This window comes from Staphylococcus sp. HMSC057A08 (assembly GCF_001812925.1).
GTDB lineage: Bacteria > Bacillota > Bacilli > Staphylococcales > Staphylococcaceae > Staphylococcus > Staphylococcus hominis.
In genome coordinates, this window is record NZ_KV810854.1 from 465729 (window position 1) to 490804 (window position 25076).

At 32.0% G+C, this 25076-nt stretch carries 24 protein-coding genes; 1 reads left to right on the forward strand and 23 read right to left on the reverse strand.

All coding sequences use genetic code 11. The annotated features are described in order from the left end of the window. Positions 1-125 precede the first annotated feature (125 nt). From rplS to HMPREF2881_RS06900, 17 genes are all read right to left on the reverse strand, one after another. Complete coding sequence (gene rplS, locus HMPREF2881_RS06820; protein WP_002448843.1) at positions 126-476, reverse strand: 50S ribosomal protein L19; 351 nt, start codon at positions 474-476, stop codon at positions 126-128. 104 nt (positions 477-580) lie between these two features. Then, the gene (trmD, locus tag HMPREF2881_RS06825; protein WP_002448830.1) at positions 581-1318 is read right to left on the reverse strand and encodes a tRNA (guanosine(37)-N1)-methyltransferase TrmD; all 738 of its coding nucleotides are present in this window, start codon (positions 1316-1318) and stop codon (positions 581-583) included. Next, entirely contained in the window at positions 1318-1818 is a 501-nt protein-coding gene (rimM, locus tag HMPREF2881_RS06830; RefSeq protein ID WP_002448854.1) for a ribosome maturation factor RimM, read from the reverse strand. The genes trmD and rimM overlap by 1 nt, the downstream gene beginning before the upstream one ends. 125 nt (positions 1819-1943) lie before the next feature. Beyond that, entirely contained in the window at positions 1944-2219 is a 276-nt protein-coding gene (gene rpsP, locus HMPREF2881_RS06835; RefSeq protein ID WP_002448807.1) for a 30S ribosomal protein S16, read from the reverse strand. 261 nt (positions 2220-2480) lie between these two features. Then, a complete protein-coding gene (ffh, locus tag HMPREF2881_RS06840) occupies positions 2481-3851 on the reverse strand; it encodes a signal recognition particle protein (protein ID WP_002448737.1) in 1371 nt (456 codons plus the stop codon). A 20-nt stretch (positions 3852-3871) separates the two neighbouring features. Then, positions 3872-4204, reverse strand: a complete 333-nt coding sequence (locus HMPREF2881_RS06845; RefSeq protein ID WP_002448806.1) for a putative DNA-binding protein — start codon at positions 4202-4204, stop codon at positions 3872-3874. Beyond that, the gene (gene ftsY / locus HMPREF2881_RS06850; protein ID WP_002488662.1) at positions 4191-5420 is read right to left on the reverse strand and encodes a signal recognition particle-docking protein FtsY; all 1230 of its coding nucleotides are present in this window, start codon (positions 5418-5420) and stop codon (positions 4191-4193) included. Before ftsY ends, HMPREF2881_RS06845 begins: the two co-directional genes overlap by 14 nt. Continuing rightward, the gene (gene smc / locus HMPREF2881_RS06855; RefSeq protein WP_002448861.1) at positions 5417-8986 is read right to left on the reverse strand and encodes a chromosome segregation protein SMC; all 3570 of its coding nucleotides are present in this window, start codon (positions 8984-8986) and stop codon (positions 5417-5419) included. The genes ftsY and smc overlap by 4 nt, the downstream gene beginning before the upstream one ends. Positions 8987-9055: 69 nt before the next feature. Continuing rightward, positions 9056-9787 (reverse strand): ribonuclease III, encoded by a 732-nt coding sequence (gene rnc / locus HMPREF2881_RS06860; protein ID WP_002448736.1) that lies wholly within the window; start codon positions 9785-9787, stop codon positions 9056-9058. 81 nt (positions 9788-9868) lie between these two features. Next, positions 9869-10102: an acyl carrier protein gene (locus HMPREF2881_RS06865; RefSeq protein ID WP_001830184.1), complete on the reverse strand. Its 234-nt coding sequence runs from the start codon at positions 10100-10102 to the stop codon at positions 9869-9871. A gap of 128 nt (positions 10103-10230) precedes the next feature. Beyond that, entirely contained in the window at positions 10231-10965 is a 735-nt protein-coding gene (fabG, locus tag HMPREF2881_RS06870; RefSeq protein WP_002448838.1) for a 3-oxoacyl-[acyl-carrier-protein] reductase, read from the reverse strand. Further along, the gene (gene fabD / locus HMPREF2881_RS06875) at positions 10958-11884 is read right to left on the reverse strand and encodes an ACP S-malonyltransferase (protein WP_002448827.1); all 927 of its coding nucleotides are present in this window, start codon (positions 11882-11884) and stop codon (positions 10958-10960) included. Before fabD ends, fabG begins: the two co-directional genes overlap by 8 nt. After that, the gene (gene plsX, locus HMPREF2881_RS06880; protein WP_002448776.1) at positions 11877-12863 is read right to left on the reverse strand and encodes a phosphate acyltransferase PlsX; all 987 of its coding nucleotides are present in this window, start codon (positions 12861-12863) and stop codon (positions 11877-11879) included. The genes fabD and plsX overlap by 8 nt, the downstream gene beginning before the upstream one ends. Continuing rightward, a complete protein-coding gene (gene fapR / locus HMPREF2881_RS06885) occupies positions 12856-13425 on the reverse strand; it encodes a transcription factor FapR (RefSeq protein ID WP_002448822.1) in 570 nt (189 codons plus the stop codon). The genes plsX and fapR overlap by 8 nt, the downstream gene beginning before the upstream one ends. A 138-nt stretch (positions 13426-13563) precedes the next feature. After that, positions 13564-15615 carry an ATP-dependent DNA helicase RecG gene (gene recG, locus HMPREF2881_RS06890; protein ID WP_002448724.1) on the reverse strand — a complete coding sequence of 684 codons (2052 nt, stop codon included), beginning with the start codon at positions 15613-15615 and terminating at the stop codon, positions 13564-13566. Positions 15616-16190: 575 nt separating this feature from the next. Continuing rightward, entirely contained in the window at positions 16191-17849 is a 1659-nt protein-coding gene (gene fakA / locus HMPREF2881_RS06895; protein ID WP_002448785.1) for a fatty acid kinase catalytic subunit FakA, read from the reverse strand. Positions 17850-17863: 14 nt separating this feature from the next. Further along, positions 17864-18238 (reverse strand): Asp23/Gls24 family envelope stress response protein, encoded by a 375-nt coding sequence (locus tag HMPREF2881_RS06900; protein ID WP_002448841.1) that lies wholly within the window; start codon positions 18236-18238, stop codon positions 17864-17866. Positions 18239-18507: 269 nt separating this feature from the next. Here HMPREF2881_RS06900 and rpmB point away from each other — a divergent pair, with 269 nt between their 5' ends. Then, positions 18508-18696, forward strand: coding sequence for a 50S ribosomal protein L28 (gene rpmB, locus HMPREF2881_RS06905; RefSeq protein WP_002448748.1), 189 nt, complete (start codon positions 18508-18510; stop codon positions 18694-18696). Between the two features lie 51 nt (positions 18697-18747). Here the strand turns inward: rpmB and HMPREF2881_RS06910 are convergent, their stop codons facing one another. The 6 genes from HMPREF2881_RS06910 to rlmN form a co-directional block, all read right to left on the reverse strand. Further along, a complete protein-coding gene (locus HMPREF2881_RS06910; RefSeq protein ID WP_002455439.1) occupies positions 18748-19389 on the reverse strand; it encodes a thiamine diphosphokinase in 642 nt (213 codons plus the stop codon). A 4-nt stretch (positions 19390-19393) separates the two neighbouring features. Then, positions 19394-20038, reverse strand: a complete 645-nt coding sequence (gene rpe, locus HMPREF2881_RS06915) for a ribulose-phosphate 3-epimerase (protein WP_002448758.1) — start codon at positions 20036-20038, stop codon at positions 19394-19396. Next, complete coding sequence (gene rsgA / locus HMPREF2881_RS06920) at positions 20038-20913, reverse strand: ribosome small subunit-dependent GTPase A (RefSeq protein WP_002448849.1); 876 nt, start codon at positions 20911-20913, stop codon at positions 20038-20040. Before rsgA ends, rpe begins: the two co-directional genes overlap by 1 nt. Before the next feature lie 297 nt (positions 20914-21210). Continuing rightward, positions 21211-23235, reverse strand: coding sequence for a Stk1 family PASTA domain-containing Ser/Thr kinase (pknB, locus tag HMPREF2881_RS06925; protein ID WP_002448778.1), 2025 nt, complete (start codon positions 23233-23235; stop codon positions 21211-21213). Then, positions 23232-23975, reverse strand: a complete 744-nt coding sequence (locus HMPREF2881_RS06930; protein ID WP_002448792.1) for a Stp1/IreP family PP2C-type Ser/Thr phosphatase — start codon at positions 23973-23975, stop codon at positions 23232-23234. Before HMPREF2881_RS06930 ends, pknB begins: the two co-directional genes overlap by 4 nt. 5 nt (positions 23976-23980) lie before the next feature. Continuing rightward, positions 23981-25075 carry a dual-specificity RNA methyltransferase RlmN gene (gene rlmN / locus HMPREF2881_RS06935; RefSeq protein WP_002448746.1) on the reverse strand — a complete coding sequence of 365 codons (1095 nt, stop codon included), beginning with the start codon at positions 25073-25075 and terminating at the stop codon, positions 23981-23983. Position 25076: the final 1 nt, after the last annotated feature.

Sequence of the window (25076 nt, forward strand, 5' to 3'; positions counted from 1 at the left end):
AGACAATTTCTATATTATTTCAATAGAAATTGTCCTTTTTTACTTATCCTGGAACTTTAGTCCCGGACTCTTTTTTAAATGCGTATTAACTTACCCATTTTTTAGTATGGTTTTCTATATACTGATTAGCGAATTTCTTGAATTCTTGCAGCTTTACCACGTAAACTACGTAAGTAGTATAATTTAGCACGACGTACTTTACCGCGACGTTTAACTTCGATTTTTTCGATTTTTGGAGTGTGTAATGGGAATGTACGTTCCACACCTACACCTGAAGAAATTTTACGAACTGTGAAAGTTTCAGAAATTCCTCCACCACGGCGTTTAATTACAACACCTTCGAAAACTTGGATACGTTCACGTGAACCTTCGACGATACGTACGTGTACACGTAACGTGTCACCAGTACGGAAAGTTGGTAAGTCTGTGCGTAATTGTGATTTTGTAACTGCTTCGATTAACTTATGATTACTCATTTTTATACTCTCCTTCAACCTATGTTCTTGCCTAGACAATCATATAGCAGCGGATCATAGTGATTTTTAGTGTCTTTTCACACTTGATATATATTAGCATACTCCTAGTTGTTTTTCAATTGATTTTTATAGCTTTCTAAAAATTCTTTATCCTTATCACTTAATTGATACTTTTCTAGTAAATCCGGACGTTTATGCAAAGTGCGTATTAATTTTTGTTCATGTCGCCATTTTTCTATATTTGCATGATTTCCAGATAATAATACGTCAGGTACAGTCATATCTTTATATTCTCTTGGTCGCGTATATTGTGGGAATTCAAGTAAACCATCTGAGAAAGAATCATCTTGATGGGATTGTTCATTACCAAGTACTCCAGGAATTAACCTAACGATAGCATCAGTCATAGTCATAGCTGGTAATTCTCCACCAGTCAATACATAATCCCCCATTGAAATTTCATCGGTTACTAAATTTTCTCTAATTCTTTCGTCATATCCTTCGTAATGTCCACAAATAAATACAATATGTTCAGCTTCACTCAATTCTTCAGCAATTGCTTGAGAGAATGGTCGTCCTTGAGGACACATGAGAATGACACGCGTTTTATCAGTACGCTTTAAATCTTGCATTGCATTAAATACTGGTTCTGGTTTTAAAACCATTCCTTGACCGCCACCATACGGATAATCATCCACTTGATTATGTTTATTTTCAGCGTAATCTCTAAAGTTTACAGTATTAATTTCAATAATATTTTTATCTTGCGCACGCTTCAAAATCGAATGATTTAGAACGCCGTCGAACATTTCTGGAAATAATGTTAGGTAATCTATTTTCATTATTCTAATAATCCTTCCATTGGCGTAATACAAATTGTTTTATGTTCAACATCTACTTCTTTAACGACATCTGCTATATATGGGATAAGGTACTCTTTGTCACCTTTAACAACCCATACATCATTGGCACCAGTTTCAAAAATATTAATTACTCTTCCAATTGGTGTATCATTATTAAACACCGTACACCCAATAATATCAGAATAATAAAATTCGTTTTCATTCAATTCAATATCCTCATGATCACGTTCTTGGAATAAATAATCTCCTTTATATTGTTCGATGTCATTAATATTATTAATACCTTCAAATTTAAGCATGTGGAATCCTTTATGTATACGATATGATGTAATAGTCATTTCTATTTCATTATGGTGGTGATTTACGATAAGGACTTCTCCAGGTTGAAAACGTGTATCAGTAAAATCGGAATTAGATTTTACTTTTATTTCTCCTTTAATCCCATGTGTATTTACAATTTGTCCTACTTCTACTTGCATCCTTATCCTCCTTACATAGTCGTTTATTTATACATATTAACATGTTTCTTATAGAGTGCACATATAATAAAAGCCTGTGACATACCTTATGTCACAGACCAGTTATTATATGATATTATTATCAATTATTTTGAACGTTTTTGTTCATCAAATGTTTTTAAAATACCTTGTTTTGATAAGATATTGTGAACAGTATCAGTTGGTTTTGCACCGTCTTTTAACCATTTCAAAGCTAATTCTTCATCGATTTTAACTTCTGGTGCATTTACACTTGCTGGATTGTAAGTACCGATTTGTTCGATGATACGACCATCACGAGGTGAACGCGCATCAGCTACAACGATACGATAGAATGGATTTCTTTTTGAACCTAAACGAGTTAAGCGAATTTTAACTGCCATTTATAAAACTCTCCTTTAAATCTTTTAATTTTTATTTTCTACAAGAAATAATAATAACAGGAACATTCAACTTTGTAAAGATTTTTTTCTTTACCAAATCTAGATTTATGAAATAAATCGTAAATTTGATTATGTACTAGCTTTAGCTAGGGCTTATCTTTATTCATTTTGGTTATGCATATACCAATATACATGCATTCCTTTACTTATTTATGAAAAAGCGGAATAACACTTAAAATGTTATTCCGTCTTCATTACTTTCTAGAATGGTAAATTCATGCCTTTTAACATATTTTCCATTTGGCTACGTTTACCTTTTTTACCTTTACGACCATTACCCGTAAATTGTTTCATCATTTTTTTCATATCATTAAATTGTTTCATTAAACGATTCACTTCCTGCAATGAACGGCCTGAGCCTTTTGCTATACGTTTCTTTCTTGAAACATTTAAAATTGCTGGATCTTGTCTTTCATTAGGTGTCATTGATTGAATAATAGCTTTAATATGGTCAATTTGTTTATCGCTCATATTTAGCTTATCTAAGCCTTTCATTTTATTCATACCTGGAATCATCTTCATAATATCATCCAGTGGTCCTAGATTCTTCACTTGATCCAATTGTTCTAAGAAGTCATCTAATGTAAATGAAGACTCACGCATTTTCTTTTCTAAATCTTTAGCTTTTTCTTGGTCCACATCTTGTTGCGCTTTTTCGATAAGACTTAATACATCACCCATACCTAGTATACGAGATGCCATACGCTCTGGATGGAATAATTCTAAACCATCCATTTTTTCACTCATACCAACAAATTTAATTGGTTTATGTGTTACTGCACGGATAGAAAGTGCCGCACCACCACGAGTATCTCCATCTAATTTAGTTAAAGTCACACCAGTGACATCTAATTGCTCATCAAATGATTGCGCAACGTTCACAGCATCTTGTCCTGTCATTGCATCTACAACAAGCATAATTTCATCTGGTTTTGAGATTTCTTTAACATCAGCTAATTCATTCATTAATGTTTCATCAATGTGTAAACGTCCCGCCGTATCGATAATTACAAAGTCCAAATGTTCTTCTTTAGCATATCTTAATGCGTTATCTACAATTTGTTGTGGTTTAACTTGATCACCTTCACTATAAACAGGTACATCAAGTTGTTTACCTACTGTTTGTAATTGATTAATCGCAGCTGGACGATATATGTCGGCTGCTACTAACATTGGCTTTTTATTATATTTTTTTCGCATTAACAATGCCAATTTACCAGCAGTAGTTGTTTTACCTGCCCCTTGTAAACCAACCATCATTACAACTGTGGGTGGCTTATTAGCCATTTTAATAGATGTATTTTCTCCACCCATTAATTGTGTTAATTCATCTTGTACTATTTTTATAACTTGTTGTCCAGGTGTTAAAGACTGCATAACGTCTGATCCCAAAGCACGTTCGGAAACTGTTTTAACAAAGTCTTTGACTACCTTGAAGTTAACATCGGCTTCTAACAATGCTAATCTAACTTCACGCATCATTGTTTTAATATCCGCTTCTGTTACTTTACCTTTACCGCGAATTTTTTGCATCGTGGCTTGTAAACGATCGGATAATCCTTCAAATGCCATATTAACAACCTCCTTATAAATTATTCTAGTTCTTCTAAATTTTGGATTAAATGTTCCAGTTTTTTAGTATCATGAATGGATTGTTTCATTTCGTTATAAATCATTTGACGTTGTTCAAATTTCTCATATAACTTTAATTTAGTTTCATAGTCTTCTACTAAATCGCCAGTTCTTCTTATATTATCATAAACCGCTTGTCTACTCACTTTAAACGTTTCAGCAATTTCACTTAATGAGTAATCATTTAGATAAAATAATTCAAGATAATTCTTTTGTTTTTCAGTAAGCAAAGAATGATAAAAATCAAATAGATAATTCATTCTTAACGTTTTAACTAAATCATTTTTCCCCATTTTGGTGTTCCTCATTATTGTTTGTTAAGCTTTGCATTTCATCAGGGATATTATCATTTTGCTCAATCATATCAGCAAACAGTCCATATACATAACTTTCAGGATTAAATGGTTGTAAATCATCTAGTTTTTCACCTAAACCAACGTATTTAACAGGAATATGCAATTCATTTCGAATAGCAAGTACAATACCACCTTTTGCTGTGCCATCTAATTTAGTGAGCACAATCCCTGAAACGTTGGTTACTTCTTTGAATGAACGTGCTTGTGATAGTGCATTTTGACCAGTGGTTGCGTCTAAACATAATAATGCTTCATGTGGTGCATCTGGAACAGCACGACTAATGACTCTTTTCATTTTGTCCAATTCTTGCATTAAGTTTGATTTATTTTGTAAACGACCTGCTGTATCACAAATTAATATATCTACACCTTTATTCTTAGCCGCATTGATTGCATCATAAACAACTGCTGCAGGATCAGAACCTTCGCTTTGTCTGATTACCTCTACGCCTACACGATCGCCCCAAACTTGTAATTGTTCAATTGCACCTGCTCTGAAAGTATCACCAGCAGCCAACATAACTTTTTTACCTTCCATTTTATAACGATGTGCCAATTTACCAATCGTTGTAGTTTTACCTACACCATTGACCCCAACCATTAAAATGACATTTAATCGGCCATCTTCGATATTCATTGCTTCTGAATGATCATCTTCTTGATGATAAATTTCTACAATTTTTTCAACGATAACTTCTCTTAAACCTTCAGTTTCTTTGATATTACGACGTTGTGCTTCTGTACGTAATTCATCCGTTAATTGCATAACCGTATTGAAACCTACATCCGCAGTAATCAACATTTCTTCTAAAGCTTCGAAGAAATCTTCATCTACAGTTCGATAACGTGCAATCAAGTTATTTAATTGCTCTTGGAAGTTTTCTCTTGATTTTTCTAAACCTGCTTTAAATTTCGCTCCCATTTTTTGAGCTTCAATTTCTTCAAAATCTTCAATTGAAATTAACCCATCTTCATCGAAGTCAGCTTCGCTTAATTTACGTGGTTTTTTCTTTTTTGGTGCGGGTTCTTCATTTTCTTGTTCATTGTCTTTTGTTGATGGTTGATCTAATTCCTCATCTTCCGTTAATTCCTTTTCAATATCTTCAGTCGACTTTGTAGAAAATTTATCTTTCAGTCGTTTGAAAAAACTCATGCATTTTCCTCCTTCATAACCTCATCTATTGTATTTAAATTTACACTTACTAATTTTGAAACGCCTGACTCTTGCATTGTAACACCATATAAACGATCCGAATACTCCATGGTACCTTTTCTATGCGTAATGACGATAAACTGTGTTTTTTCAGATAAATCATTTAAAAATTGTGCGTAACGAATAACATTGGCTTCATCCAAAGCTGCTTCCACTTCGTCTAGTATAACAAATGGTGCTGATCTTACTTTTAAAATAGCAAATAGTAATGCAATAGCACTTAATGCGCGTTCGCCACCACTTAATAGAGAAAGATGTTGTAATTTTTTACCTGGTGGTTGAACAATAATATCTACTCCTGCAGACAAGTAATCATCATCCGTAAGCTCTAACTTAGCATGACCACCACCAAAAAGTGATTGAAATACAGATGTAAAATAATCTTGTACTTCAAAAAATGTAGCTTTGAAACGATCTTTTACTTCTTGATCCATTTCATCAATGATTTGTTCTAAAGTCTGTTTTGCTTCTCTTAAATCATTTCTCTGTTCATTCAAAAATGTATAACGCTCATTTAATTCTTCAAATTGTTCAATAGCATTAACATTAACTGAACCTAATTCTTCAATTGACATCTTAGTTAATTTCACTTTTTTTCTTAATGTTTCTATTGGAACATCTGATTGATACGTTTCTCTCGCACGTTCAAGTGTAAGATGATACGTTTCATTTAAATGATTCATTGCATGATTAATAAGAACATCTAATTTAGACTGTTGGGCCTTAATATCTTGATAAAAACTTTCAATGGATAATAAATCTTGATGGCATTGTTCGAGTTTGTACTCATGAATTTCAATATCTTCATTTATAGACTCTTTTTGTTCTTTTAAAGCATCAAGTTTTTGTTTTAATGTGTCACGTTGAGACGCTTTATCTTGGATACTTGATTGAAGCTGTTGAAATGCTTTTTCGCCCATCATATCGTCAGAATTAAATAATTCTATTTTCTCTTTAGTTGCTATGATTTGTTGGTTAATTTGTGCATGTTGTTTGTCTATTCTTTCCAACGACATAGTTTGATGACTTATTTTTTCTTTAACGACTGCAACATCAGAACGTTTTTGATTTAATTCTTTTTCAACTTGCGATACATTTTCTTTACCCTCTTTAGAGAGCTTTGAATATACCTCTATGTCCTTTTCAAGTTGTTTTAGTTGCTCTTGAATTTCAGATAACCGTAATTGTTGTTGTTTTAATGTATGACGACTTTTTTCACTTTGATAGCCATCATTTTTCTCAAATTCAAATTCTTCATGTTCACTTTTTATATGTGTTTCTTGTTTTTTTAATCGATCTAAAGTCAATGTTTCTTCGTGAGCGGTGGCTTTTAATTGATGATATTGTTGACTTAAATCTACATACTTATTACTTAATGTCTCAACTTCCTCTTTTTGATTTTGCAATTGTTGTTCGAATTCTTTTGTTTTCTCTTCGTAGTCGTTTAATTGTGTTTTCATTGTTGTCAATTCATCTTTTTGAGCTAAAATACTTTTTGATTGACGCATTCCGCCACCTGACATTGATCCTCCTGGATTAACAATATCTCCTTCTAAGGTAACGATTCGCGCTTTATATTGAATCGCTCTTGCAAGTTCATTCGCAATTTTAAGATTCTCCACTATAATTGTAGTACCCATCAAATTATCTATGACAGCTTGATACGTTTGATTAACTTCAACCGCTTCAGATGCAATATTAATAAAACCATCAAAATTTCGAGCTACATTTTGGATATGATGAGATAAACTTCTTGCTCTAATTACATTTAGTGGTAAAAATGTTGCTCTTCCTAATCCTCGTTGTTTTAAAAATTTTATCGCCTGGCGACCATCTTTTTCATTATTTACAATAATGTGTTGTAAGGAGGCTCCTAACGCTGTTTCAATCGCTTGTGTTAATTTTGATGGTACCTTGATGACTTCGGCTACTGCACCATGAATACCACTTAAAGTATTCTCTTTTGCTTTTAATATATGTTTTACTCCATTAAAAAAGTAGGAATAGTCTTCTGCTTGTGTTTCTAAACTTTCCATACGCACACGCATTTTATCAGTATATCGATACGCTTGATATAACTTATCTTCATATGTCGCTTCTATACGTTTTGCTTCAGATAAACGATATTCAACGTCACGCATGTCTTTCTCTGTTACATTCATTTTTTGTGATGTAGTAGTATGCGCTTGTTCGGTTTGATGTATGTCCTTTTGAATATGTTTAAGTTGATCAAATACTTCTATTAATCTTGCATCGAGACGTGTTTTTTTGGTTTCATTTTCTTGAATAGTACGTTCTAAAAAACGAATATCATTATTCACTTCAGATTGCTCGGACATTAATTCATAATATTCATTTTTAATAGCTTCTAATTTTTCATCATGTTGTGCATCTGTAAGATTAAGTTTTGATTCTAACTGTTTAATCTCTTTATTAAGCGATTGATGCTGTTTTTTAAGTTTAGATACTTGTTCTAAAGAAAGTTCTCTTTCATCTTGAACATTCTTTAATTCATACTGTAAATTATCTAATTCTTCTTCAAAACGTGCATTCGTTTCTGATTGATTTCTTTTTCGCTCTTCAAGGACATTTAATTTTCCAATACATTTTTCATATTCCTCAGTTGTAGTAATTAAATCTATATTAACGTGGTCGGTATCTCTTTCAAGCTTTTGACGTTGTGTTTTTTGTTTTTGTAAATATTGATTTAATTGAGCTTGTTGGCCTTCTTTTTCAGCTTGTTGGCTTTTTAGATGATTCAATCGTTCATCGAGTTGACGATTCTCTTCATCATATTGATTAATATCGTGTACAGTTACGACAACATCACTATGCTCCATCTCTTTTGATAATTGTAAGTATTCTTTAGCAATAGATGCTTCTGCTTTTAGAGGTTCAACACGCCCTTCTAAATCATATAAAATATCTTCTACTCGAGATAGATTATCTTCTGTATGACCTAGTTTTTGTAAAGATTCCGTTTTTCTTTTTTTATATTTTAAAACACCCGCTGATTCTTCTATGATTTGACGTCGATCAACAGGTTTAGCATTTAAAATTTCATCTACTCTACCTTGTGAAATAATACTAAACGCTTCTTTTCCTAGACCAGAATCTAAAAATAACTCTGTAATATCGCGTAGACGTGCCCTATCATTATTTAAATAATATTCGCTCTCTCCACTACGATAAAGACGACGTGTTACAATCACATCATCAGCCTCAATCTGCAACCCTCTTGTAGAATTATCTAATTTTAATTGTACTTCTGCATAATTTTGTGCTTGACGATGTTCTGCCCCTGAGAAAATAATATCTTCCATTTTAGAGCCACGAAGCGACTTAGCAGATTGTTCTCCTAAAACCCATTTAATCGCATCAGTAATATTACTTTTTCCACTACCATTTGGACCAACAATTGCTGTCACGCCTCTATCGAACTGTACATTCGTACGATCTGCAAATGACTTAAAGCCAATGGTATCTATAGATTTCAAATAAACCATACTCTTCTCCTTAATTCATTCATACTCATTCTTGTTGAAAAGAAGATAATATATGAAATGCGTTCATTATTATTTGTTCTCATCTCTTAACTTATGATAAGCACTTTCAGCTGCTTTTTGTTCAGATTCTTTTTTTGTTCTGCCTTGTCCTTTTGCGATTGCTTTATTTTCTAAAATCACTTCAGATGTAAATAAACGATGGTGTGCTGGACCTTCTTCTTTAATCAAATGATACGTCACATCCCCTTTACTTTGACTATGAATATATTCTTGGAATTGTGTTTTAAAATCGACCACGCCAATTAATTCATTATGTTCTACATATGGAAAAATGACTTTTTGAGCAAACTTCCAGACTACTTCTAAGCCTTGGTCTAAGTATAAAGCCCCAATAAACGCTTCAAAAGCATCTGATACTAATGAAGGTCTTGTTCTACCACCTGTTTTTTCTTCACCTTTTCCAAGTAAAATGAGTTGATTTAATTCAATTTTATTTGCAAATATTACAAGTGAGGGTTCACATACGATTGTCGCTCTCATTTTAGTTAAATTTCCTTCTGGTAAATTAGGATATTTGTCAAAAAGGTAACGTGAAACCGTCAATTCTAATACCGCATCTCCTAAAAATTCTAAACGCTCGTTATGCGCTAATCGATCCATATTAAAATCATTAATAAAGCTAGAGTGCGAAAACGCTTGTTGGTACACATCTAAATGAGTATAACTAAGACCAAGCATCTTCATTTTTTTATCAAATTGATATTGAAAATCTTTAATCATTTCTGATTGTTTCGGGTGCATGATTGATAAACCTCCGTTCATGTTATTGATGTCCTATGAAAAAAATCTGAGCCATCATGACGACGACTCAGATGTAAGTTTTTATTTTTCAAGACTATTGATGTATTTAACTGCATCACCAACAGTGTTGATTTTTTCAGCTTCTTCATCAGGAATTTCAGTACCAAATTCGTCTTCTAATTCCATCACTAATTCAGCGATATCAAGTGAGTCAGCGCCTAAATCATCTTTGAAAGATGCATCTTCTGTTACTTTATCAGCGTCTACACCTAAACGGTCAACGATGATATCTTTTACTTTATCGAAGTTTTCCACGTCGATTCACCTCCTTTAAAAGTGTCTATCCATAGACTATTATATTTTCCCATTTTAAGGGCTAAAACACAAGTATTTATTAAAAGGATATAATGACTATTTATCCTTTTAAATACATGACGTATATATTACATATACATGCCACCATTAACTGATAACGTTTGACCAGTAATATATTTCGCACGATTAGATGCTAAAAATGACACTGCATAGGCAATATCTTTATCTTCTCCAAAACGTGATAATGGAATTTGCTCCAACATTTGTGATTTAAGATCTTCATTTAATGCATTTGTCATATCTGAGACGATAAACCCAGGCGCAACTGCATTAACAGTAATACCACGTGAAGCAAGTTCACGTGCACTTGATTTTGTCAGTCCTTCAATACCTGCTTTTGTCGCTACATAATTAGCTTGTCCAGGATTACCCATAGCCGCTACAATACTAGATAAATTGATAATAGCACCGCTACGTTGGCGTAACATTTGTGGCGTAGCTTTTTGAATACAATTAAATGTCCCTTTTAAGTTAGTATTAATAACGTCATCCCATTCTTGCTCTTTCATTCGCATTAATAAATTGTCTTTTGTAATACCTGCGTTGTTTACAAGAACATCTAAAGAGCCAAATTGATTTACAACTTCTTTAATCATGGCTTTGACTTGATCACCTTCAGCAACGTTTGCTTGTATTGCAAAACTTTCTACGCCTTTTTCTTTGATTTCTTTAACCACTGCTTCTGCTTTTTCTTTATTACCCGCGTAATTAACTGCTACATTGAATCCATCTTCTGCTAATTGCAATGCAATACTACGTCCAATTCCTCTAGAAGCACCAGTTACTAATGCACTTTTAGTCATTTTCATTCCATCCTTTCACATCTTCTAATGTTTGAATCGATGTAATTTTTACATCTCGATTAATTTTTTTAATTAAACCAGATAATACTTTACCAGGCCCAATTTCAATAAAATGATCCACGCCTTGGTCTATTAACCACTCTGTAGATTTAATAAATTGTACTGGTGAATAGAGTTGTTTCACCATATTTTGTTTAATCGTTTCTGCTTTTGTTTCTCCATGAGCATTATAATTTTGAACGATAGGAAATTGAGCATCATTCCAAGTGAATTGATCAATAAATGAAGCGAAATCCTCTTCAATTACTTGCATCATTGAAGAATGGAAGGGACCTGATACTGCTAAAGGAATCACACGCTTCGCACCTAAAATTTTTCCTTCTTTAGTTAATTTATCAATCAGCGCCTTATGCCCAGATACAACAATTTGACCTGGTGCATTAATATTGGCAGGTTCAATTAATTGATCTCCAAATGAAATTTCTTTACAAATTTCATTTACTTCTTCATAACTTAACCCTAAAACAGCAGCCATACTTCCTACACCATTTGGAAAAGCTTGAGTCATTAATTCGCCACGCTTACGCACAATTTTCACTGCATCTTCAAATTTTAGTACGCCAGCAGCCACTAAACTTGAATATTCACCAAGACTATGCCCCATTGTATAGTCAGCATCTATACGGTTTAGTGCTTCTAGTAATGCAATACTATGTGTTAACAATGCAGGTTGAGTATTCTCAGTTTCTCCTAATTTTTTCTCTTTATCTGTAAACATCGTTTCTAATAAATCAAAATCAACAGTTGTTTGCGCTGATTCTAAAACAGAAGTCGCATCTTTATTAACATGATATAAATCTTTAGCCATTCCTACTTTTTGTGCACCTTGTCCAGGAAAAACAATTGCAGTTTTACTCATTGTCACCACCTACCGTTTCTCTCATAATTTTTACTATTTGTTCATCACCAGCAATTTTAGCTTGTCGAATTGCAGAATAGAATGCACGTGCATTTGAACCACCATGTGCTTTTACTACAGTACCATCTAACCCTAAAAGAACAGACCCACCATATTCTGCATAGTCTAATTTTTTCGCAAACTTACTGATATCTTTTTTCAATATCGCAGCAGCAAGCTTATTTTTTAAATTAGCTAGTAGTGTACCTTTTAACATTTTTCCAATTGATTTAGCAGTACCTTCGATGTTTTTTAGTACCATATTTCCAGTATAACCATCAGTGACAACTACATCTGTGTCACCCTCCATCAATGTTTTAGCCTCAATATTTCCATTAAATCGGAGACTCGCTTCATCTTTTAATAATTGATATGTTTTTTTAGTCAAGGCATTTCCTTTTGCTGGTTCAGTTCCGATATTCAACAATGATATTTTAGGTTGTTGAATACCTCTAATTTTTTGAGCATAAATATTACCTAGCTGTGCATATTGCAATAAGTGTTCAGGTTTTGCATCTGCATTGGCTCCAACATCTAAAAAGACAAATCCTTTACCATCGATAGTAGGTAATGTGACAACAAGTGCTGGTCTAGCTACGCCTTTAATACGTCCGACGATAAATAGCCCTGCTGACATTAAAGCACCTGTATTACCAGCAGATACACAACCATCTGCCTCACCAGATTTAACCGCTTCTGCCATGCGTACCATTGAGCTGTCTTTTTTTCTTTTAATGGCACGTACAGGCTCATCTTCCATCTCAATTTTTTCTGAACAATGTCTAAATTCTATACGCTTATGATTTAATGTATATTGTTTTTCATCACCAAATAAAATAATTTCTAAATCTTTAAAATCATTGATTGCTTTCTCTACAGCTTCTAATACGATGTCTGGTGCATTGTCGCCACCCATCATATCTACAGCAATTTTAACCATGGTTTTCATCCTCACTTATATAAAACATTTTAAATATGCCTGTAAAAACGAGTGTATCTTTTACAAAAGATTCCACTTTTATATCATAATGTCGATTTGTTCTATTGATTACGGTTGCTTTTGCTCTAACATTATCATGCAACTTTACTTTTTCAATAAATTTCAAATTACTTTCTTGAGTTAAAACAGTAGAGTTATGTATTAGGGCTACACATAATGAATTAGCTTGAGCAAATAAAATATGCCCACGTGCAATACGTGTTTTTTGAAACACATACTCTTCTGTAATTTCTATAATAGATTGGGCAGAATAATTAGGTTTAACTTGAATAAGATCCCCAATCACTTCATTAGCTTCCAATCCTTTGATATATTCATAATTTTGTTTGGCTACAGATTTAATACGTTTACGTAATTCAGGAATATTAAGTTGTGTGCGATCCAGACGGATAGTTTGAATACTTACGTTGAATAATTCACACAATTCACTATCCGTAATAAAGGGGTTTTCATTAATCGCCTTCTTAATCTCATGACGACGTTCTGTTTTTTTTAATTTCATACTTTCCTCCCCTTTAAATATTTTAGTACCAAGTCTTAATCATTCCTCACATATCATAACACTTTCTATTTATTATCCTCAACAAATATTACATTCTCATATAATAAATAATTTGAATTAAATATCAGTTTACTGATGTTAATCAAAACTCATGTTAAGTAAGTGGTCGTTGATAAATGCTCTTAAACGTTCATATTTCTCAGTAAAAAACTCCCCAGATTGAATGAGTTCTGCGGCCTCATCACGAGCTACTTCTAGCATACGATAATCTTCTACTATATTAGCAACCATAAAATCTGGTAACCCGCTTTGTTTAACTCCAAAGAAATCACCAGGGCCTCTCATTTCTAAGTCATATTCACTTAATTCAAATCCATCTGTAGTTTGTGTCATAATGGTCATTCTTTCTATGCCAGTTTCTGTTTTAGGTGATGCAATTAATACACAATAACTTTGATGTTCACTACGTCCAACACGACCTCTAAGTTGATGTAGTGTAGATAATCCAAAGCGATCAGCATCATAAATCATCATAAATGTAGCATTAGGAACATTAACGCCTACTTCAACTACGGTTGTCGACACTAAGATATCAATATCATGATTACTAAAACGTGCCATTACATCATCTTTTTCGTCTGCTGACATTTTCCCATGTAATAAACCTACATGTGTTTTACCATAAAACTCTTGTAGTGACTCAAAAAGTTCAACAACATTTTGTACATCTTCTAGGTGTTCAGAACTTTCAATTAGTGGACAAATCACATAGGCTTGACGTCCTTTTTTTAGTTCGCTTGTCATTTGAGCTAACACTTGGTCATACTGTTCATGTTTCGCCCAATGTGTAATAATTGGCTTTCGACCTTTAGGTAATTGTTTAATTGAGGACACATCCATTTCTCCAAATACTGAAATGGCTAACGTTCTCGGTATAGGCGTCGCAGTCATAAACAATACGTTAGTCATAGCACCTTTTTCTCTTAGTAATTGACGTTGATTCACACCAAAACGATGCTGTTCATCAGTAATAACTAACCCTACATTTTTAAATTTTACATCGTCTTGAATCAATGCATGCGTGCCAATTAAACAATCGATCGTTCCATTCTCTAATTGTTCTAACAATACACGTCTTTTTTTTCCTTTTACCGATCCAGTTAATAAAGCAACATTCATATGGTCACCAAAAAGTTCTGTTAAACTATTTGCATGTTGTTCAGCCAAAATTTCTGTAGGTACCATCAGTGCAGATTGATATCCAGCAGTTTTGAGTGCATACATACAAATTGCTGCTACAACTGTTTTCCCTGACCCAACATCACCTTGTAATAAACGATGCATGCGTATTGGCGCTTTCAAATCTCTAAATATTTCATTAACGCTCGATTTCTGTGCATCTGTTAATTCAAAAGGTAACGACTGGATAAATGACTTCACTTTATTAATATCATAATTAATTTCAATGGCTTCATCTGAAGCTTTTTCTAAGCGATTTAACCATTGCATACGTAGTTCAAACATAAATAATTCAGTAAAAGCATATGTACGTCTCGCACGCATAAGAGCTTGTTTATCTTTAGGTAGATGCAACGTTTTAATAGTATAATCTAGTAATTCCAATTTGTACCTTTGTCTTAATTCCTCCGTAATCCATTCATGTATAGTGACATCATTAAGAGATTGATGAATCATATCACGCATTTGTTTTTGTTTAATACCTTCTTTAAGTCGATATACCGGTTCTAATCTCACTTCTTCAGTAGAGGTATGAGTGTCATTAAAAAAAATACGATTGCCATTAATTTCTTGTTTAGCACGATTCCATTTACCTTTTATTGTCACTGTTTGATTTAACTCAATTTTCTTTTTTAAATACGGTTGATTAAAAAATACACATTTAACTGCGATATTATCAATCATTAAATGGACAGTTAATTTTGATTTATTCCGACCAAAAAAGGCTACCGTGGGTACAGAATAAATTTCTCCTGCTACTGTCACAGTAGATTGATCTTCAGCTAAGTTTAAATCTACAACAGTATTATCTTCATAACGCGTTGGTAAATACAACACTAAATCTTCTATTGTGTGAATGTTTAATTCATGTAGTAAAGCAATTCTCTTTGGTCCAAGTCCTTTTATAGATTGAAGCGGATATGGACTTTCAATTAAACTAACTTTCGACATTATTTCTCACCTAATATTTTTAATCTTATTTATATTTTATCACGTTTATTATAAATATTTAGTGATACTATCTTACTATAGTCCACTTGACAAATGAATATCACTCACTTCATTTAAACGTACAACATTCACTTTTAATACTAATATCGTTTTATCATACTTAACTAATAATATGAAAGAGAGCATAAATCTATTTTAAATGATTTTGCATTAGCTCTTAATCTTATTTAAATTTTAGAAGTACGAAGTATTTTTATGTTCCATCAAGGTTTAAATCAAAAAACGATTTATACATACATTCCCAGTTATTATTACTGCTAAATTATATGATATTTTTTTAATTACTCTTTGAATATTAGTTATCTTCTTAATTGTGATATCTTCCTCTATTTTACAGTTCATTATTGATAGCATATTTTTCTATTTTAATATATATTGACTGGTCATTATGTCTTGAAAAACCTATTAAAGTAAGTTTTCCAGTGTCATATTTTTCAATACTTTTATTAAATATAAAATGGGGAGTGACAACGATAATCATTTCATCGTTATCACTCCCACTATTAAATCTCACTTTATTCTACAGCAAATAAATATGGATAAATTGGTTGATCACCTTTATGGATTTCTATTTCAACATCTGGATATTCATTTTCTACCCATTCTTCTAATTGAGTTGTCATATCAGATTGTGCATCTTCACCAGTAATCACTGTTAAGATTTCACTTTCTTCATTTAACAATGTACTTAATAAGCCAGTAATAGTTTTAAATTCATCTGCATTACTAGTCACAATTTTACTTTCAGCTAATCCCATAAATTCATCTTTTTTAATATCTACACCATCAATCTTAGTATCTCTGACAGCAAATGTAATTGAGCCAGATTTAACAGTTTCTAACGCTGTATTCATATGAGACGCATTTTCTTCTAACGTAGATGCAACATCATATTGGAAAAGTGCTGCAATACCTTGAGGAATAGATGTAGTTGGAATGACTACTGTATCAGCTTTAACAAGTTGTGCTGCTTGATCACTAGACATTCTAATATTTTTATTATTTGGCAAGATAATTGCACGCTGGCATTCAGACTGTTCAATCACCTTAACAATATCCTCTGTAGAAGGATTCATTGTTTGCCCACCACTAATAATGTGTGTCACACCCATTGAAGTGAACAACTCAGAGATACCTTCACCCATTGAAATGGCAATTACTGCTGTTTCAACTGTTTTAGGTTGTTGCGAAGCTGTTGCTTGTTGATGACTTTGTTCTTTTCTAATTACTTCACGATGTTGTTCACGCATATTTTCTACTTTTAATTTAATAAGCTCACCATATTGTTGTCCATAATTGAACACTTCACCTGGTGTTTCTGTATGTACATGGACTTTAACTATTTCATCATCATTAATAACTAATAACGAATCACCAAATTCGCTCATGTCATTTCTGAATGTTTGTTCATTAAATTCTTTTTTATCTTTTCCAAAGCGTACCATCATTTCAGTACAATAACCGTACTTAATATCTTCTGTATTAATAACCCCATGAAAATCATGTTCTTCATGAACCAAATCTTCTGTGTCTAATTTTTGTTTGTTAGCTTCAACTTTTTCGCCTTTTAGTCCTTTTAAAAAGCCTTCGTAGACACACAATAAACCTTTACCGCCACTATCCACTACGCCTACTTCTTTTAAAACTGCTAATAAATTTGGCGTATTATTTAAAGATTGCTCAGCTTTTTCGATTGTATATTCCATTACTTCGATGCAATCATCTGTTTCTTCTGCTTTAGTCATAGCTGCACTTGCTGCATCTTTGGCAACAGTCAAAATAGTTCCTTCAACTGGTTTCATGACTGCTTTATAAGCTGTATCGACACCTGCTTGAAAACTACTAGCAAATTGTTGAGCATTAATTTCCTTTTCATCTTCAATATTTTTGCAAAATCCTCTAAATAATTGAGATAAAATAACACCAGAGTTACCACGTGCTCCCATTAAAAGTCCTTTAGAAAAAGTTTTACCTAATTCACCAATACTTTGAGATAAATTATTTTCAACTTCTTCGCGACCTGAGGTAATTGTTAAATTCATATTTGTTCCTGTATCACCATCAGGTACCGGATATACATTAAGGGAATCAACTAAATCTGCATTATTAGATAAATTGTGTGCCCCTTGTATTATCATATCGGCAAATAATTTACCATTAATTTTGCTAATCATCGTGCTTTGTCCTCCTATACCTTCTTGCCCTTGTTATTAAGTCTTACACCTTGTACAAAAATATTAATAGAATTCACTTTAATATTAAGTGAACTTTCGAGTGTATATTTTACTGATGATTGTACATTGTTAGCTACTTCAGAAATTTTGACACCATAACTTACAATGATGTACATATCTATATCAATCACACCATTATCTTCTTTAACAACAATACCTTTAGCATAATTCTCATGTCCTAATATTTCAGCAATACCGTCTCTTACTTGTTGTCTAGATGCCATGCCAACAATGCCATAACTTTCTACAGCTTTACTTCCTACAACAGAAGCAATGACCTCATTTGAGATATCAATTTTGCCATAGTCATTTAAGATCTCTAATGTCATCTTCATTATCCTCCTGAATTATGGTTAAAATCATATTTAAAAATGATGTATACATATATGATAAAGATAACTATTTTATAAATAAGCCAATCTACATAAAAATATATTATAATAACTCCACAATAGTTAATTATACCATAGATTTACATTTTCAAAACAATTAACATAAATTACATATGATTTTATTGCTTTAAATATTGATATATGGTATCTTATTTAAAGTATATAAGTAGTTAAGTGTATTTATATTTATTAAAGGAGGTACTTTGATGGGTAAACAATGTTACGTAACAGGTCGTAAAGCTACGACTGGTAATAATCGTTCACACGCTTTAAATGCGAACAAACGCAGATTTAACGCTAACCTTCAAAAAGTTAGAATTTTAGTTGACGGTAAACCTAAAAAAGTTTGGGTTTCTGCTCGTGCTTTAAAATCTGGTAAAGTTACTAGAGTTTAATAAATATAATGCACTAAAAATGCCTTCATATGTGGTGAAGGCATTTTTTTATTACTCTAAATCTTTACTTCTCATTTGCAATACTTGACCTTTTTCAACTTCGATAATCGCTATTGATTGATCGACTTCATTAGAGATTGTCAGTGTAGAGCCTATTTCTAAATGCTGATGATCTAAATTATATTTAAACCCAGATAAAGATACTATCACTTCTCCATTTACTGGAATAAATGAAACATATTGATATTTATCAGATTTATGAAGTTGATGTGTCCCAGTATTAAGTAGCATGATTTCATTTTGCTTATCTATTACTTTAATTATAATTTCTTTTTTTATATAGACTGACTTGAAAAGAATTTGTAATGTTCCCATAAAATGATCTAATCTTCCACCCGTTGCTCCATAGATATCTATTTCTGTATATCCCTTTTGAATGGCTTGTTCTACGCCTAATGCTAAATCAGTGTCATCTTTTTCAGCTTTAACTGGATGAATATTTAATGTTTTTTTTAAAATTTCTCTTTCTTCATCATTGACGGAGTCAAAATCGCCCACTGAAAAAACAGGTACAATACTTTGTTCAGAAAGAATTAAAGTCCCACGGTCTATTCCGCCCCACGATTCAGTTGATAATTTTGAAAAAATATGAGGGGGTAAATGCCGATCTCCACATAGTAAATTAATTTTCATTATCTCAACCTCTCAATATTTTAGTCACTGTTTTATAATCATCTTGGTTAAAAAAGTATGAACCTGTAACAAAAAGGTTAGCCCCATGTTTTGCACAAATATCTATCGTTTTATCATTTATACCACCATCGACTTCAATATCAAAATTTAAATTAAAAGATGACTTCAAATCATTTAATAACTTAATTTTTGAAGCACACATGTCGATAAATGTTTGTCCACCAAATCCAGGATTAACCGTCATTACTAAAACATAATCCACCATAGAAAGAACAGGTACGACCCTATCTACAGGGGTGCCAGGATTAATTACTACACCTGCTTTTTTATCTAGACTTTTGATAAGTTGAATAGCACGATGAATATGAGGGGTTGATTCAATATGGACTGAAATCATGTCTGCCCCATGTTTTGCAAATGTCTCAATATAGTTTTCAGGATTCTCAATCATGAGGTGTACATCAATTGGTAATTGCGTAGTTGATCTTACTGCATCTAATATGGGTAATCCAATTGATATATTAGGTACAAATTGACCATCCATAACATCAAAATGTAGACCGTCAACGCCTGCTTTTTCTAATAATTGTATTTCCTGTTTTAAATTCAAAAAATCGACTGATAATAAAGAAGGAAAAATGTGTCTCATTAATATCTAACCTTTCTATTCGAAATTTCATTAACTAATTGTAAATAATGTTCATAGCGAAATTGCGCTAAATTATTGTTTTCTAATTGATGTTTAACATTGCATTTAGGTTCTTTAATATGATTACAATTTCTAAATTTACAATCATTTCCAAAAGCATTAATTTCTTTAAAGTAATACTTTACATCATCTTTTTCAATATGATCAAAATCAAGTGCACTAAAACCAGGTGTATCTGCTATAAAACCATTTTCTCTTTCAAATAGTTCTACATGTCTTGTCGTATGTTTACCTCGATTAAGTGATTTAGAAATATCATTGGTTTCAAGATTTAGTTCTGGTTTAAACGTATTTATAAATGTTGATTTTCCAACACCAGATTGTCCACTTAGCACAATTAGACCATTAGGCCAGGTATTCACAATATCAACTTTATCAGTTTCTTTACCTACAAATTGAACAGAATATCCTATTTCCTTATATGTATTTAGTAATGTTTCGATATGACTGATTTGCGTTTCACTAGCAATATCTTTTTTAGTGACTAATATACTAGGAGATAAGTTGTAAGAATGTGCAATCACTAAAAATCTATCTAACAATTGTGTTGAAAAATTAGGTTCAACCGCACTCATTACAATAACCAGACCATCAATATTACTTACTGGAGGACGCTTTAATGCATTGTGGCGTTCATGTACGTGGTGAATATAACCTTCATCTTCATTTTGAATATCAAAGTCAACGATATCTCCTACTACAGGAGAAAATTTTTTCTTTCTAAAAAGACCACGAGGTTTAGTATTATATTTTTTTCCACCTACATCTACTTGATATACTCCACTAATTAATTTAACAATACGTCCTGTTTCCAAATTAACACCTCAAATTAAGTATTTATATTTATATTATTATAGCAAACATAGAATTAATAATATATATTCTATACCATCATCATAAAGATAAGGATAGAAAGACATTAAAATCGCTCAAAAAAGTTAACTTTACATAATAAAATTATAGTTGTTAAAAAGACAATTTCTATATTATTTCAATAGAAATTGCCTTTTAAAATTGACATCATTTATATCATAAAATACATGTTAATGTATAAACAGTAAACGATGCATAACTTATCATTACTATCTTACTCTTGTTCTGATATTTGAAATTTATTCATAGTCAATATCTTTATCTGCAATAACATTGTCATCTACTTCAATCGTATATCCAGCAGAATCACCTTGTTCAATTTTTAATGGAATAGTAATGATCTTATCTTTGTGAATATTGTATGTTTGACTTACCTGTGTACCACTATTATTTTTATCTCTAATATAAATCTTTACCTTTTGACTTTCTCCATCATTTCCAGTATACGGAATATGATAAGTTTCCGTATAATTTTTTACGCTTGTCGTATGATTATCTTTCTTATCATCAGAAGAATCTGAGTCCTTTTTTGAATCTTCTTTTTTATCTTTACCCTTAGAAACCATAAATTCTACTGTACTTCCTTCATTTACTTCAGTCTGCTTTGGAGATTGTGAAATAATGATATCCTTATCTTTAGTATCCCTATTAGTCGTCTTAACTTGTACGTTTAGACCCATCGACTCTAATTCTTTTTTAGCATTTTGATAATTTTTATTTTCATAGTCTTTGACGTAAACTTTTTTTACACCTAACGATTCAGTCAGTACAATATGATGATCGTTAAGTTTCACCGATTCATTAGGGTTAATATTTTGCTTGAAAATATATCCTTTTGGCATTTGACTATTATATTCTTGATTAATTGTCACATGATTTAATTTATGATCTTTAAGTTTTTTTATAGCCTCTTCTTTTTTAATCCCGATCACATTAGGCATATTTATCTTTTCTGGGCCTTTTGATAACACAACATCTACTTTTTCTTGTTGGTTAACACGTTCTCCTGCTTTAGGATTGGAGTTAATAATTTTATTTTCGGGATAGTCATCATTATATTCTCTAGATATATGTCCTATTTCTAAATGCGAAGCTTTTAATACTTTTTCTGCTTCTTTTTCAGTTTTACCCGTTAAATCAGGCATTTCTGTATATTTATCACTAAGCATGCCCCAAGCGATAAACCCAATCAAACTTAATAATAAAAGCGCTAAAATAAAAATAATAGCGAACTTTTTCTTTTTAGAACGTTTTTTACGTTTAGGTGTGTATACATTATTTTCACTTGCTTGAAATTTATGATGATTGATAATAGGAATTTGCATCGTTTGCGCTATATCTTTTTTATGAGTTTCTTCTTCGAGTTTATTTTTTATTTCTTTTTTATCAATGGGTACTGTTTGGGTGGTATCACTTATACGCGTATGCTTTTCTTCATTTAATCTGCTTGTAACAAGCACACTACTCAAATCATTATACATTTCTTCTATCGTTTGATAACGATCTTTAGGATTTTTTTCAGTCGCCTTAAGTACCACATTACTTAAAGATTGTGGAATATTTGGATATTTTTCAGTAATATTAGGAACCGTTTCTTGAATATGTTTAATAGCAATACTTACAGCTGTCTCTCCACTAAAAGGTGGTTCACCAACTAACATTTCATACAACACTATACCAATTGAATAGATATCGGTTGTTTCATTCGTTTTATCTCCTTTAGCTTGTTCTGGAGATAAATATTGAACCGTTCCAAGCACATGATTTGTTTGAGTCATTGATGTCTCACTTAACGCTTTTGCGATGCCGAAATCAAAAATTTTTAAAATTTTATCTTTATTAATTAGCACATTTTGAGGTTTAATATCTCTATGTATAATACGTTGCTCATGCGCTTGTTTTACTCCATTTAAAATTTGCTTAATAAAATCAATAGCTGTTTCTATATTCAATGGACCATGACTATGTATATACTCAGATAGTGTCGGCCCATCAATATATTCCATAATAAGATAGAAATTATCATCATCTTCTTCAACATCATATACTTCCACGATATTTTCATGAACAATTTGTGTAGCACTATTTACCTCTCTGTAGAAACGTTTCATAGTTTCATCTTTTTCGCTTTGGGGAATAGAAATTGCTTTAATAGCCACTTTACGTTCAAGTATAGTGTCTTCAGCAAGATAAACCATACTCATTCCTCCGCCACCAAGTTTATCTAAGAGTTGATAGCGATCATTAATTAGCTTGCCATTCATACATTATTACCCTCAATTTCAGCTAATAGTACACTCACATTATCTTTAGATTGATGATCTAAGGCAGCTTGTATCAGTGCTTCTCCAAGTTCATTTAATGATGTAGACTGATTCATTAACGTTTCTATTTCGTGATTTCTTACATAATCTGACAGTCCATCAGAATTAAGTAATATATAATTATAGTAACTGATGCGTTTTGTAAAAATATCAGGACTTACTCGGCGATCGGTACCCATTACTTTAGTAATTATATTACGTTGAGGATGATTAAACGCTTCTTCTTCAGTAATTTGTCCTGTCATAAGCAAATGATTAACAAATGAATGATCATAGGTAATCTGTTCAATTTCTCTTGAATTAATCACGTATGCTCTAGAATCACCAATATTTGCTACTACAATTTTATTATCAAATATGAGGGCACATACACACGTTGTGCCCATACCACGATATTCTTCATTCGTTGTAGCATATTCAAATAATTCGAGATTAATATCTTTTAATGTTTGACTTAACCATGATTCAGCTCGGTCTAATTCAATAAAATTTTCTTTTTCAAAATAGTCTTGTAATTGATTAGTAACAAATTGACTTGCAACTTCACCTGCTTTATGACCACCCATTCCATCACACAACACTAACAATTGTTGATGTGTTTGGTTATAAAATATACCTCCCGCGTCTTCGTTCTTTTCTCGATGTTGTCCAGTATCTGTGAAAAACTGTGCGTTAAGCATGATGATTACCTCGTTTCTACTTGTCGTTCCTTAGCTCTTAATTGTCCACATGCTGCATCTATATCTGAACCTTGTTCTCTTCTAATTGTTGCATTGATGCCTAAACGTTTCAATTCTTTTTCAAATTTAAAAATATCATCTTTGGGTGTTTTAACATAATTACGTTCAGGAACATGATTGACTGGTATAAGATTCACATGACAGTTTAAATCTTTAATTAAATGTGCTAAATCTCTTGCATGTTCAAGTTGATCATTTACGCCTCCAAACAATCCATATTCAAATGTAATTCGACGATTCGTTTTCTCTTGATAATATTTAATTGCTTCCATTAATTTTCCAACATTATACGCTCTATTAATTGGCATTAATTTTGAACGAATTTCATCTTTAGCAGCATGTAAACTTACTGCAAAATTAATTTGAATTTGTTCATCAGCAAAGTCATAAATACGTGGGATAATTCCTGACGTTGATACTGTAATATGTCGCGCTCCAATGTTTAAACTATTATCATCATTGACTATTTTTAAAAAGTCCATCATTTCATCATAATTTTCGAAGGGTTCACCAATTCCCATAATAACAATTTGTGATACACGTTCATTAGTAGCATCAAGTGCTTTTTGAACTGTAAGTACTTGAGATACAATCTCGCCAGCCTCTAAGTTACGCTTTAAACCACCTAAAGTTGAAGCACAAAATGTACAACCAATTCGACAGCCAACTTGAGTCGTTACACATACAGAATTACCGTAATCGTGTCTCATTAATACCGTTTCAATAGTATAACCATCTTGTAATTCAAATAAAAACTTAATTGTTCCATCTTTACTTTCTTGTTTAACTACGGTAGTTAACGTTGTCATAACAAAGTTATCTTTTAACAATTGTCTTAAGTCTTTAGATAAATTAGTCATCTCATCAATAGTGTCTACACGCTTTTGATATAACCATTCAAAAATTTGTTTAGCTCTAAATTTTTGTTGTCCGTGCTCAACTAACCAATTTTGCATTTCATCATATCTTAACGAATATATTGATTGTTTTTCAAAATTTGGTAAAAATTTATTTTTTTTCTTTTTTTCAGCAGTTATCATC